Annotated in this window: 11 protein-coding genes; 6 read left to right on the top strand and 5 right to left on the bottom strand. The window is 39.0% G+C overall.

Features of this window, described 5'->3' with window-relative positions; genetic code table 11:
• Window positions 1-14 precede the first annotated feature (14 nt).
• From ACJJVX_RS16255 to ACJJVX_RS16240, 4 genes are read left to right on the top strand one after another with little or no spacing between them, the layout of a single operon-like run.
• Window positions 15-1,745: an autotransporter assembly complex family protein gene (locus ACJJVX_RS16255; protein ID WP_082355655.1), complete on the top strand. Its 1,731-nt coding sequence runs from the start codon at window positions 15-17 to the stop codon at window positions 1,743-1,745.
• A complete protein-coding gene (locus ACJJVX_RS16250) occupies window positions 1,745-5,419 on the top strand; it encodes a translocation/assembly module TamB domain-containing protein (protein ID WP_405632415.1) in 3,675 nt (1,224 codons plus the stop codon). The genes ACJJVX_RS16255 and ACJJVX_RS16250 overlap by 1 nt, the downstream gene beginning before the upstream one ends.
• Window positions 5,420-5,428: 9 nt before the next feature.
• Window positions 5,429-6,256, top strand: a complete 828-nt coding sequence (locus ACJJVX_RS16245; RefSeq protein WP_054205452.1) for a transporter substrate-binding domain-containing protein — start codon at window positions 5,429-5,431, stop codon at window positions 6,254-6,256.
• A gap of 35 nt (window positions 6,257-6,291) precedes the next feature.
• Window positions 6,292-7,164, top strand: a complete 873-nt coding sequence (locus ACJJVX_RS16240; protein WP_405632412.1) for a peptidylprolyl isomerase — start codon at window positions 6,292-6,294, stop codon at window positions 7,162-7,164.
• A gap of 105 nt (window positions 7,165-7,269) precedes the next feature.
• Here the strand turns inward: ACJJVX_RS16240 and queF are convergent, their stop codons facing one another.
• Complete coding sequence (gene queF, locus ACJJVX_RS16235; protein WP_054205451.1) at window positions 7,270-8,115, bottom strand: NADPH-dependent 7-cyano-7-deazaguanine reductase QueF; 846 nt, start codon at window positions 8,113-8,115, stop codon at window positions 7,270-7,272.
• A 59-nt stretch (window positions 8,116-8,174) separates the two neighbouring features.
• Between queF and syd the strand changes: the two genes are divergently transcribed.
• A complete protein-coding gene (gene syd / locus ACJJVX_RS16230) occupies window positions 8,175-8,714 on the top strand; it encodes a SecY-interacting protein (RefSeq protein ID WP_054205450.1) in 540 nt (179 codons plus the stop codon).
• Window positions 8,715-8,832: 118 nt separating this feature from the next.
• On the opposite strand, the gene ACJJVX_RS16225 is transcribed toward syd, so the two are convergent.
• Together ACJJVX_RS16225 and ACJJVX_RS16220 are read right to left on the bottom strand one after the other, a co-directional pair.
• Complete coding sequence (locus ACJJVX_RS16225; RefSeq protein ID WP_054205449.1) at window positions 8,833-9,606, bottom strand: Zn-ribbon-containing protein; 774 nt, start codon at window positions 9,604-9,606, stop codon at window positions 8,833-8,835.
• A gap of 14 nt (window positions 9,607-9,620) precedes the next feature.
• Window positions 9,621-9,887: a hypothetical protein gene (locus tag ACJJVX_RS16220; protein ID WP_054205448.1), complete on the bottom strand. Its 267-nt coding sequence runs from the start codon at window positions 9,885-9,887 to the stop codon at window positions 9,621-9,623.
• Window positions 9,888-10,279: 392 nt separating this feature from the next.
• Here ACJJVX_RS16220 and ACJJVX_RS16215 point away from each other — a divergent pair, with 392 nt between their 5' ends.
• A complete protein-coding gene (locus ACJJVX_RS16215; protein WP_054205447.1) occupies window positions 10,280-10,921 on the top strand; it encodes a GNAT family N-acetyltransferase in 642 nt (213 codons plus the stop codon).
• Window positions 10,922-11,587: 666 nt separating this feature from the next.
• Here ACJJVX_RS16215 and ACJJVX_RS16210 read toward each other — a convergent pair.
• Together ACJJVX_RS16210 and ACJJVX_RS16205 are read right to left on the bottom strand one after the other, a co-directional pair.
• Window positions 11,588-11,887, bottom strand: coding sequence for a DUF3301 domain-containing protein (locus ACJJVX_RS16210; protein WP_054205446.1), 300 nt, complete (start codon window positions 11,885-11,887; stop codon window positions 11,588-11,590).
• Window positions 11,888-12,916, bottom strand: a complete 1,029-nt coding sequence (locus ACJJVX_RS16205; RefSeq protein ID WP_054205525.1) for a DUF3549 family protein — start codon at window positions 12,914-12,916, stop codon at window positions 11,888-11,890. It abuts the gene before it with no gap.
• Window positions 12,917-12,995 lie beyond the last annotated feature (79 nt).

Here is a 12,995-nt window from a genome sequence, read left to right as displayed (position 1 = left end):
AGTAGGGGTATTACTTGCCGATTCGGATCGTAACACGCATTGTTTTTATTGTTTGTTTTTGTATAACTACACATATTTTTGCGGCTTCATTAGTCGTTAATGATTATGAAATAAATGGGATCAATGGTGATCTTAAGAATAATGTAGCGCTTTATTTAAAGCAGTTAGAGGGCGAAAAGGCTAATCGTGCGCTGCTTAACCATGCAAAAAAACAAGTTGAGCGAAGCCTAAGAGCGCTTGGGTACTATAAGCCTGCGGTTAAATTAAACTTTGACCACGGGTCACAAAAACTCATTGCAACTATTGAGCGTGGCCCTGTTACTCGTATAAGTAATGTTAATATCACAATAAATGGAGCGGGTAGAACAGACCGCTTACTTGCAAGTACGATTGAAAGTATAAAAATAAAACAAGGCGATATTTTAAATCATAGCGATTACGATACTGCGCGTAAAACTCTAGAAGCACAACTTCTCGAACTTGGTTATTTTGATATGAAATGGCAAGCGCATAAACTCGCTATCTCGTTAAAAAGTAATAGTGCTGACGTCGTGCTAACAATCGATACCGGTGAGCGTTATCAATTTGGCGATCTGATAATTACAAAAAACACGCCTGCAGAAAAATACATTCGTTCACTTGCAAAATTTTCTCAAGGGGGCAGCTATAAAGCAACCAAGGTTGCAGATTATAACTTAGCCCTTTCAAGTACGCCATATTTTACCAGTGTCCGGGTTTATGCTGATATTGCTAACCGTGCAAATAACCAAGTGCCAATTAATGTGGATGTGTTACACAAACCAGCGAATAGTTATGAAATTGGTGGTGGCTTTAATACGGATTTTGGGCCTAAAGTTCGGTTTAAATGGTCAAAACCATGGATCACTGACGATGGCCATTTTTTAGAGAGCAATTTAAACCTTTCAGCAAAACAGCAAGACATATCTTTTAGTTATACGGTGCCGGTTGATGATCCTAATGATGATCTTTGGCGTTTTTCTGCGGGCTATAAATTAGAAGATGAAGTGACTGAAGACATCTACAGTAGGATTTTGACTGGTCAATTACAAAGGCAGTGGCTAACAGAGGATGATTGGGTACGTACAGTATTTCTTCGTCGAGATCATGAAACTTACCGAATTGGTGACGAACAGCAACAAAACTCAAAAATGTTTATGCCGGGTATTAGTTACGCAAAAAAAGAGACAAAAGGTGGAACAACACCTTATTGGGGTGAGCAATGGCTGGTATCAGCAGAGTTTGCGCTTGAGGATGTGTTGTCTACAACGAATATCGCTAGGGTGCAATTTCAAACTGCATGGTTACGTACTTACCTTAACAAACACCTTGTATATTTACGGGCAAATGTAGGGGCAATGCTTGTGGATGATATTAATAATGTACCCTTGTCGTTACGTTTTTTTGCTGGTGGCGATCAAAGCGTACGTGGTTTTTCATATCAATCAATATCACCAGAAGATGAAGAAGGGCGCTTGATTGGCGCCAAGTACTTACTCTCAAGCACCGTGGAATATAATTATCAATTTGCACAAAACTGGCGTGTAGCCTTATTTGTTGATAGCGGTACAGCTACGAATGACTTTTCTGATCGGGTAGAAGTGGGGGCTGGATTTGGTTTTCGTTATTTAACGCCAGTAGGGCCAATTCGAATTGACCACGCATGGGGACTTACGAAAGAAAGTAAAAGTACGCGTTTAAGTATTACTATAGGGCCAGAAATTTAATGTCAATTACGAAAAAAGTTACAGCCGTCTTAACCGCTCTTTTATGCACTCTTGTTGCAGTGGTTTTTTGTTTGCTTTTTACCGCGCCAGGTAACCAGTTAATTGCATATAGTGCAAACAACATGGTGGATGGATTAAAGATAGATATTAAAAAAGGTCGATTTTTATACAATGACCCATTCGATGTTAAATTTAAAAATGAAAGTATAGATTTCACAGCCAAGCAACTAAAACTGGATTTATACTGGTGGCGTTGTGAGGGGTTATGCATTGAAAATATCAGCGCGCAAACTATCAATGTTTCTTTAGCCGCAAGTACAGAGCCATTACCAAAAATCTCAGAAGACGTGCAGCTCGAGCAAAGCAACACCATTGAGCTACCCATTGATATTTACGTGAAGAGAATAGCTGTTCCTACATTTACATTAAAACACCCAAGTGCTGATGTAACGGTTAATAACTTTATATTGGCAGCTTCGGCGGCACAATCAACTGTTGTGTTAAATAACCTTAGTGTGGCGAAAGTAAAGGTTATATTAAAATCAGTGGAGCCAACACCCAGCGAACCTTTAGTTGCACTTGCAGCACTGCCGGATATTCACTTTACTTCAGCGTTGAATATGGTCGTTGAGCGGTTTGATGTAAGCAATGTCAATATTGTTCAAGAACAAAGCAGTCATGATATTAATAATATTAATGGAGCATTTTCAATTGATGGTCCACGTATTGAATTAACGTCTTTAAGTGCTGATTATTTACAGTGGCAACTCGCGAGTCAGTTAAATGCAACATTAACCGAAAAGACACCTATAACGGCTACAATTAGCCTAGATCATCCCGCACACCATATTGCATTGGATGTATCTGGCGATTTGCATAGTTTAGCACTGGATATACAAACTCAGGGTGAATACCCATTGAACGCACAGCTTGAAGCTGATTTAAAAACGGAGAACTTTCCATTTTCAATCAATGCAAGTATCCAACAATGGCTGCTTGATGTGGAACATAACACGTTAAAGATTAATGATGTGCAATTATCTGGTAAGGGTAACGCTGATGACTACGCTATTAATTTAATTGCACAAAGCCAATTGGCCGCCTATCCAAAAGTACAAATCAAGTCAGTTTTAAAAGGGGGGCTAACCCATATCAAAGTTGATGATTTAGCCCTGCTTGCAAATGATAGTAAAGCAACCATGACTGCATCAGCAAGCTGGAACGACGGCATTAAAGGACAGTTTACTGGCTATCTTAAAAACTTAAAGGCACAGTATCTTACTGATACGCTCACGAGTGATGTATCAGGGCAATTAAAAGGGGCATTTAATATAGAGCAAGAAAACTGGCAGTTGGTGATGAATGATACACAGCTCACTGGCACCTTGAATGATATGGCATTTACCTTTGCATCTGACTTTGACATAAATAACTCACTCCATGCCCGAATCAATAAGTTTGAACTCTCTAGCGGCGAAAACACACTGGCCTTAAGTGGCGATGTGACAAAGCGGTGGAATATTAAAGGGAAACTTCACTTAAATAATACGATCCCAGATAAATTACCAATCACAGGGGGGGGCGATGGTAGCTTAGTGATCGCTGGAGAGCGTTTAGAACCGATTGTTAATTTAAACATTGCAATGCGTGATTTAAATTTTTCAGACATAGCAATAGAGCAGTTAGTTTTAAAAACAGATTTTAATTACGCTGCTGATTGGCAAACTAATGCAAGTTTAAAGGTTGAAAACGCCAATGTGTTGGGGCATAAAATTCAAACCTTAGCGATAAATGCCGCGGGTGATAAAACTGACCACCAACTCCAACTTGATCTAGATGCTTTGCAAGGGAAGGCGCAGTTTGAACTTGCTGGAAAATTCATAAATAAAGAGTGGCAGGGTAATTTAAAGGATGTGCTATTAACCGATAATGTTCTACGCTTTCGTGCTAAACCTGCTATTGCAATTAATATTAATACCGACAATGGTGATTTTTTAGTAAAGCAGCACTGTTGGCAAAGTGAAAATAGTAAATTATGTATTGATGAGTTAAATCAAAAAAATCAACAAGGTAAACTAAGTGCGAAGTTGGTTAACTTTGATTTATCACAGATCAAATATTTATTACCAGAGAATGTAATTACACAAGGTGACTTGAATGGTCATATTAACGCTAACTGGCAAGGGCGTGAATTAAGCGCCTTAACAGCCACGATCAATTCTCATGATTTAGTAACTACATTGATCAATGAAGAAAACCGTTATCGTCTACCGCTAGAGACATTCACCATAAACGCAATTGCGGATGCACAGACTGCGCAGTTTAATGCACGTTTAAACTCAAGTGTGATTGGCAACATTAATGCAGACTTACAGGTAACCGATTTAACAGACGCGCAAAATATGTCGGGAACGTTAGATATCGATAAAGTCTTACTCACTGATTTACAGCCACTTATTGGGACGCTTGAACAGTTAAAAGGTGCTATTAGTGGTCAAGTTGCAATCGCTGGGACGACAAACTCACCGTTATTAAGTGGAGAGCTTGATGTAACTGGGGTTAATTTACAGGGGGAACAGCTACCTGTTTCGTTAGTTGATTCAAATGTAAATATAGCATTTGATAAAACGACTGCTGTGTTAAAAGGAAAATTAAAGGATGGTGATGGCGGCTCACTAGATTTAACGGGTGATATTGATTGGCAAGGAGAAAAACCAGCGGTTAATTTAAGTGTATTAGGCAAGCAATTTTATGTCCGCGCGCAGCAAGGTGTGTTATTTAAAGTATCGCCGGATTTAAAAATTAGCTTGGCAGATGATACTTTTAAACTAGCAGGTCAAGTTGTTGTACCCTATGGGCGTATAAAGATCGAAGAGTTACCCGAAGGGGCTGTGCAAGTTAGTGATGATGAAATAATTGTAGATAAGCAAGTTGAGCAAGCCGATGTTGTGCCCTTCAATTATGATATAAACTTGAAGTTGATTGTTGAAAATGATGTGCGGATTGATTCATTTGGCCTAGAATCAAAAATAGAAGGGGACTTAGCAATTAGTTTAAATCAACAAACGCCAATGATAGCAACGGGTGAGTTGAACTTACGCCAAGGCACTTATCGATCATTTGGCCAAGATTTGATCATTCGAACAGGGCAAATTGGTTTTAGCGGTTCGATTGAAAAGCCTTATCTTAATATTAAGGCAATACGTCATCCTGAAAACACAGCTAATGGCGTAATCGCAGGTGTGACGTTAACAGGGAATGTAGAGCATCCTTCTTTAAAGGTTTTCTCGGAACCTGCAATGGATCAAGCGCAATCATTAGCGTATCTACTAAATGGTCAGCCATTGGATGAAGGCAACAGCTCATCAGATGCAATGTTAGCTCAACTTTTGCTTTCACAAGGTGTAAGCCGAAGCGAAGGGGTTGTATCTAAAGTTGGTGAACGTTTTGGTTTTTCTGATGTTAGCTTAAGCTCAAAAGGCAGTGGAGATAACACTAAAGTTGAAATATCGGGGTATTTAGCACCCGATATTAAAGTTAAATACAGTGTTGGGATTTTTGACTCATTAAGTGAGGTTGCAATGCGTTATCAACTAATGTCACAGTTATATATTGAAATTACGAGCAATATAAACCAGAACGTTGATATTCTTTATAAGTTTGACTGGGAGTAAAAAGGCGCGATGCTAAAGCTGGTACTAGTATGCTTACTATTTACATTTAATGTTAGATCGAATACTGAGCAAACAGTGCGCTTTTCTGCGGGAAGCCATCCGTATCCGATTGAATTATTAAAGCTAGCATTGGGCAAGTCAGAAATAAAGATGTTACCTGAAGAGATCGGTAGTATTCCTACACAAACACGTGCAATACGTTTATTAGGTGAAAAAAATGGTATCGACGTATTTTGGGGCGCAACAAGTTCAACGTGGGAAAAGCAAGCAAAGGCAATTTTAATCCCGATAGATAAAGGGTTACTTGGTTATCGTATCCCTTTAGTTAATATTAAAGATAAAGAATTATTTGCTAATGTAACTCACTCAGGGCAATTACGAACTTTTCTATTTGGTTTGAGAGAAGACTGGCCAGATACCGCAATTTTTATTAATAACGAGTTACACACGCAAATTTATGGTCAAGGTGCAGATCCTATTGAAATGCTAAAAGCGAGGCGAATCGACGCATTACCTTATGATATTTTTGATTTAGCACAAAATTATGGTGATGATATTGTTCATGACAAATATATAGCAATACGTTACCCATCAGCGCTTTACTTTTTTGTTGCGAATAAAGATGCCATTTTATATGAGCAAATTAAATCGGGCTTATTAGCAGCGATTGCCGATGGATCCTTTGATGAGTTATTTAATCGTTATTTTGCTAAAACTATCGAACTGGCAGATCTGAAAAACCGCCGAATTATTGAACTTGCAAATCCTTTACTCCCGCTAAGTGCACCAATTCACCAACCACATTTTTGGCTTGATAAAAAAGCGTTAACCAAATAATGTAGCACCACAAAAAATAAAATAAGTTGTGGGATATGTTGAAAAAATCATGCTTAGCTGCAGTTGCACTAATACTAAGTCAAACCAGTGTTGCGAAAACAGCTGCGCAGCCAACAGCGAGTAGTGTTATAAACAGCGCCAGCGCACAAGAGTGGCGAATAGTTGATGCTGACAATATACTAAAAATCACGTTACCAACGGGATCTGCATATATCGAGCTCAACCCCTTACTTGCTCCTAAACATGCTGAGAATATAAAGCAACTTGTGCGTGATGGATTTTATAAAGGGCTAAGTGTTTATCGTTTTGTAGAAGGCTTTGTTGCGCAAGGTGGTGATGCAAGTGGTAAAAAAGCAATAAAAAATGCAAGCAAATCACTCCCTGCAGAATTTTACCTTACTACAGCAACGGCACTTAACATAACTGAACTTGATATCACCGATGGCTATGCGCCGCTAACCGGTTTTTTAAAAGGATTTGCTGTTGCGCAAAATGAGGCTCAAACACAAACTTGGCAAGTGCACTGTAATGGTGTATTCGCGATGGCTCGTGATAACAACATTAACAGTGGTGGAACAGAGTTTTATGTCACTATCGGTCATGGGCCGCGCTATTTAGATAGAAACATTACTGTGTTTGGACGCGTTATTGAAGGAATGGAACACTTTAATCGTTTATCTCGAACACCAATAGAAGGTGAACTCTTTAACCCAATTGCAGATATACACGTTTTAGCTGACATTGCAAAACACGATACAAGTCAATTTAAAGTGTTAAAAACGGATTCGAATGCCTTTAAGTCACTTATTAAAGCGCGCCAAAATCGCAGTGAAGAATGGTTTGTTGAAACCCCAGATTATGTTGACGTATGTGGTATGCCAATTCCGACAAAACGATTGAAGAGCTAATTGAGGACACTAAACCCCGAACTAGCTCGGGGTTTAGGTTCTTGAATTCAAGTATTAAGTGCAATCATTATGCAGCCACCAGAACTTCTGATTGCCCCGTAAACATTACTGTCGGTTTATTTTCACTGCAAACGGCACATTATCGTGAGAAGTTGAGCGATATGGATTGATATCAAGACCTCCACGGCGTGTATAGCGAGCATACACTTCAAGTTCAGTGATGTTTAATTGCGCCATTAAATCACAATATATCCGCTCTACGCATTGCTCATGAAACTCATTGTGGGTTCGAAACGAAATCAAATAACGCAGCAAAGATTCTTTACATACTTGCTCACCAGTATAACGAATAATAATACTTGCCCAATCGGGTTGCGAAGTAATTAAGCAATTAGACTTAAGTAAATGGCTGTGCAATGTTTCACTCACCGTATTAGTGGAGGCTGGTTTAAGAGAATATGCATCCAAATGATAACTATCGATTTGAATATCTAACTCATCAATACATTCACCAGGTAATGGTGTGCACGGTAAGCAATTATAATCATTAGGGCTATACAAAACGACATCGATAGGCATTGAAACGCCAGCAGATAAATCGGCAATTAAAATAGCTTTTACGTCTTCAATCGAATCAAAGCGCGTTTGATTAAAGCTATTTAAATATAGTTTAAAAGACTTTGATTCAATGATATGACTGCTTTGACAAGGAAATATAAAGCTTGCGACTGCAACGACGGGTTTACCTTTAGTATTTAACCAAGAAAGCTCATATCCGGTCCAAATATCTTGGCCTTTAAATGGGAGAGCAGCTTCATTTATATCAAGTGCATCACGATTAAGTTTACGTGCAATAGGAAACAATAAACTAGGTGTGTAGGTATCTACATATTCTGTTGATTGGCCAAGTACACTGTCTTTTAATTCAGGTGAGTTGCTGTAATCTGTCATGTTAGCTCTTTTGTAGTTACAATAGCGCTATTATACCTAAAGCTTATGAGTTTCGCAGTATGTCTATCACCTCACAATTAGAGCAACTTCACCAATGTTTTGCTAAACGACAGTTAGAGCAGACGCAATTATTACCACGCATTGAACACGATAGTGATTGGCCAAGTCCGTGCGAGGTTGGTACTGCTGATGCAAAAGGGTTGATCCAATGGCAAGCGGTATGTCGTAGCCCCAAAGGCTCTTTAACTGATTTAGCTAATGCGCTTGATGTTAAATTTCCAGATGCGCTGAATGAGTATTATGGAACGTTTTTCGCGGGATGCATTACTGCAAAAATAGACGAACACGAAGTAGAGCTACTGCAAGCGTGGAGTATTGAAGATTTTGATCTACTTCAGCAAAATATTACCGGGCATGTATTGATGAAGCGCAAGCTTAAGCAAGACCCAACTGTATTTATAGGCTTAACAGATCAAGAGGATTTACTCGTCTCAGTGTTAATTACGACGGGTGAAGTATGCTTAGAATATGTAGGTAAAAAGCCACATCATATATTGGCTCCTAACCTAGCTGCATTTATTGAAGCACTTGTAGTTTAAAGTATAGATATTCGCGGAGTTAGATTTACTCCGCATTGTTTATACCCAAGCCACCTCAATATGTGAATTATGCATCTTGAGGTCGCTTGGGTATATTCGACTTTCAATGACCCTAATGTTATTGAAAATCCCACGATATATTAGAGACTAATCCACACGGCTCACATTTAAAATCAAATAAACCAAACCATGACTCAGGTAATTTCCAATCGCTGTTACAGCTAGGGCATTTACGCGCAAGTTCAGATGCTTTATCTGTGCCACCGACACGATATAAATAATAATACACTGGTTTTTTAGTTAAACAGGTGACCCGTTTTGCTATGTCTTTACCACGACGAGAAAGGTCGCTATCCAGATTTGATATTTCATCCAATGCAGGAAACTCACAGCGTGTTGCACCATTAATTTGAATTTGGTCACAGGCTTGCCAATCTTCTTGCCACTTGATTAGTGTTTTATAATCTCCGTTAGCAATAGCGGGGATCTTAAACAAGGGGACGGGTAAAAAATCATCACCACAATACAGCGGGCTACAAGTGTGAACATAGGTCGTGTATAAAATATAACTCGATGGCTCATGGCATTCATCAGCGCCATTAGAGTGGATATCTTGGCCTATCACTTTTACTTTTGGTGCAAGCAAGCCTGCGGCGTGTAATTTATCAATACTGTGTTTTACAAACGGACTATTATTGAGTGGATGCATTGCATCATTAGTAGGGCACATCACGCGCGTTATGAAATAACCGTCTTTTAAAACGGTTGGAAACTCTTCCCCCATTATTTGACCGTTAAAACGAAGTGCATTTACTAAGCGATTGATTGCTTGCTCAGCATTTTCAAGGGTCGTATCTTGGTAACAATCAAACGTTAAATCAACAACAAACATGGTGGGGTCTCAAATTATTTATTTTCTAGTAATGCCAGTAATCGGTCGAGCTTTGCTTCAAGGCGATCAAGTTGACTTGAATTATTTACAGCCTCTACTTTTTGTTGAGGTTGTTTTGCTAAATTATGAATAGACTCTGGGTTGTTTTTATATTGACTCACCGCGGCAATAATAACGGGTAAAGGGATCGTTTGTGTCAGTTTGCTTTTTGTCAAAGCAACAGTCGGGGTTTTTCCTTCATCTAGAAGGGCTTTAATCGCATCAAAAACAACAGCATTCATTCGGTTTATAAACTCTTTAAATAGGGCGTTACACAGTGCTGTGTAATACCGGACTATAATAACAGTAAGTTGGCTCTAGCCAAACAATTTACTGTTGGCGTAAACGTACATTTAGCTCATCAACCACTTCGCTCCAGTGAGCGTTTTGTTCTAAAGGTGTCGTCATAAAATAGTGGTGTGCTTCTTCCTAAAGTCGCTTTTGTAATGATATGTAGTGCCGTATCGTATTTATATCATACTCCTTGATGGTTACGTTAAACCAGTGATAGAACTTTATAATGAGTTATTAGAGTTTAACTCCCGCTGAATTTGCCTTTTAAAGCGCATAGGAATATACCTATAGTACTTAATGTATAAAAATTAAAATAAGCAAACGCTAATAAGGATTAACGATGACCGTCGAAACACAAAGTGAGACATTTCGAGTGCAATACATTGCTGCCGAAGATATCAGTATCGCAGCGAGCTTAATTTATCAAGCCTATCATGATGATCCTGTTTTACAGAAAATGCTTAATTACAGTGAAGCAGCCAAAGGGCCCTATGAGAAAAAACTACGTTCTTTAATTCGCGAAGAACTCAATACATTTTGGCAAGAAAAACAACCCTTGATAGGTTTATATAAAAATGAACGATTAAAAGCAGTAGCCAGTGTTTTTGAATCACAAAGCCAACTACAGGCGCAACGATATTGGCATTGGCGCTTAAAGTTAATGCTCAGTGCTGGCTATTTACAAACGAATCAGTTGATTGATAAAGAGCAAACGATTCGTGATGCCTTAGTTGAGCAAGGTAACTATTACTTTTTAGCCTTTATTGCGGTTGATCCGCATTTTCATGGTCAAGGGCTCGGCCGTTATTTACTGCGCGGTTTAGATGACCTTGTAAAAAGTAATAAAGAGTCAAGTGGAATGGCAGTGTTTGTAACGCAAGGAAAGCATACGGCTTTTTTCAAAAGTGAAGGCTTCACGTGTTTACAGACGCTTACCTTTAACAGCGTACAAGGTGAGCTGTTATTTAAATCGGCTCAATAACATTGACCCAATTAAAACGGCCATAATGGAAGTTTGCGTGTAGGATATATCTTACAGTGGTGTGCGCTTTATCAGTTAATTTTACGTATCTGTATTGTTTTTTTTATTTAATTCATTGTTTTTAATGTACTTTGTGTTTTTTGCAAAAATGTTACATGAAAATAATTATTATTTGCCACTATCGTTAAGTCCCGTTTGCTTTAAACTTTACTTCATCAAGACGATACAGACTCAATGATTGAGCTGGTGCCAAGGAAACGGATTACGGCAATTAAGCAAGATGCTTAGCAGGAAGCAAACGGACAAGTTAACACGGATGCAAGGATGAGTTAGGACACCGCGAGGATGCGGAACATTAGCGGAGCTAATGATAAGGATAACCCAAAGGATTATATTACAGGAAGTAATAGGAGCGTTTGGAGACGCAGGATGGCCAAGGTGGCAAGAGGATAACACTAGGATGTGTAGGATATTGCATTGATGCAACGTGAGGGTGTATGAGGATGTATACCCGTTCAGGGGAAAGATAAAAAGGGTGCTTCGGCTTAGGTATGGATGCCTTATTATGGATGAAGTAAGATTTAGGCGTAACTATATGTTACGCCTTAGTTTTTTGTGTTTCATGTCAAACTATTAAACCTCAAAATATTCCTGATTATTTTCTAACTAGATCTTGTGCGGTGGCACTAAAACGCTCTGCAGCATTTCGTTTTCCATAAATAAAACACCTTGATAAGCGTTTTCACCATCACTGGAGAATTCAAAAGTAAACTCGCTTTTGATCCCTGGTTTGCCGCTTTTTAAAAGCCCAAAGCGGCGTTTAGTACACGCGACACTCATTAATTGCACTTGGAGTTGCTCACTTTGACGTTTTGCATGCGCGTTAGCTGCTTCGGCTACTTTACGATTTAGCCAAAAGAAATAAATTACACTGCCAATAAGAATGAATGTCCACAAACTTGCCATTTAAGAAAATAACCTTCCAATTGCTCGCGCGAGGGTTTCGCTGCGATTTTCTTTACGTAGTAAACCTAGTAAGTGTGGTCTAACACTTGGTATTGCAACTAAATCAGCAAAAATACTTGGAAAAAGCTCTGCTATTTCTTGGTGGTGGGCGCAGTTGTCCATAAAAATATGTAAGCGCTCTGCGTCGGTAAGTAAATTAAAACAGCGTCCAGCAATAGTTAATAAAACATCCGACTCGGTGGAAATGTCTGATTGTAAAATGCTATCGACTAATTGTGCGGTGAGTGTTTGGGCTTGTGCTTTTGACATCGCACGTAATGCGCAGCATAACGCTAGAGTATCTTTTTGCGCAATAGCATGCTGAGCATAGCTCAGTAGTTGCTCGCTAAAAGCGGGTGGTATTTCTACGTGTTCAAGCATCGCGCTGAGTGGTTGTAATACATCGGCTGGCAGATGCTCCCATGCTTGTTGTAATGCAGCTTGGTTTTTACCGTCATTTAAACGCAGTGCAAAATCAGCAATACCTTGTATCGCAACACTTTGCCAATTTTCAAAACCTAATTTTCCACTAAAATAAAGTTGTGTATATTCGTAATATTGTGATGCAGGTTGTTTTAATAATACTTTTAACAGCGCATTGAACGCAGCAAGTTTATTCGCATTGGGTGTGAATACATAAGGGTTGTTATCAAGTTTGCCGTCAGCGTGTGCGCCTGTTAAGTCATTACCTAGTGCTTCTATGACCATATTGGCAAAATGATCGCGACTTGCGCAAACAAGTTTGCTTTGTTCATCAACTGGAAACTTTAAAAACCACACATAAGGTTCACTGCTGGCTTTACGATCCCAAAATTGAATGGCTAACCATGCATGGCCTGCCAATGGAAAAGGATAGGGGATCTGTGCTTGCTCAATAGCTAAAAATTGCTTTTTATCTAGTTTGGTAATATGTCTACCAATATCAAAAACGCGCCAATTTGTGCCTGCGCCATCAAGTAATTGCCCTAAGGTTGCGATCTGCTCGGTCATAATGATCCAATGATTTTTTACTGCAAAATTAGTTAAATTATACGTCATAGCAGGCCATGAGGGAACAGGGTATAATTAA

Source organism: Pseudoalteromonas sp. Ld20 (assembly GCF_045064175.1).
Lineage (GTDB): Bacteria > Pseudomonadota > Gammaproteobacteria > Enterobacterales > Alteromonadaceae > Pseudoalteromonas > Pseudoalteromonas neustonica.
The sequence above is the reverse complement of the archived record's forward strand: the minus strand, read 5'-3'. Positions and strand labels throughout refer to the sequence as shown.

Excerpts from the sequence above, each read along its gene's own strand:
- syd (WP_054205450.1), top strand. The coding sequence starts at position 8,175 with ATGTCTATCACCTCACAATTAGAGCAACTTCACCAATGTTTTGCTAAA.
- ACJJVX_RS16215 (WP_054205447.1), top strand. The coding sequence starts at position 10,280 with ATGACCGTCGAAACACAAAGTGAGACATTTCGAGTGCAATACATTGCT.
- ACJJVX_RS16225 (WP_054205449.1), bottom strand. The coding sequence starts at position 9,606 with ATGTTTGTTGTTGATTTAACGTTTGATTGTTACCAAGATACGACCCTT.
- ACJJVX_RS16210 (WP_054205446.1), bottom strand. The coding sequence starts at position 11,887 with ATGGCAAGTTTGTGGACATTCATTCTTATTGGCAGTGTAATTTATTTC.
- ACJJVX_RS16245 (WP_054205452.1), top strand. The coding sequence starts at position 5,429 with ATGCTAAAGCTGGTACTAGTATGCTTACTATTTACATTTAATGTTAGA.
- ACJJVX_RS16250 (WP_405632415.1), top strand. The coding sequence starts at position 1,745 with ATGTCAATTACGAAAAAAGTTACAGCCGTCTTAACCGCTCTTTTATGC.
- ACJJVX_RS16205 (WP_054205525.1), bottom strand. The coding sequence starts at position 12,916 with ATGACCGAGCAGATCGCAACCTTAGGGCAATTACTTGATGGCGCAGGC.
- ACJJVX_RS16240 (WP_405632412.1), top strand. The coding sequence starts at position 6,292 with ATGTTGAAAAAATCATGCTTAGCTGCAGTTGCACTAATACTAAGTCAA.
- ACJJVX_RS16220 (WP_054205448.1), bottom strand. The coding sequence starts at position 9,887 with ATGAATGCTGTTGTTTTTGATGCGATTAAAGCCCTTCTAGATGAAGGA.
- queF (WP_054205451.1), bottom strand. The coding sequence starts at position 8,115 with ATGACAGATTACAGCAACTCACCTGAATTAAAAGACAGTGTACTTGGC.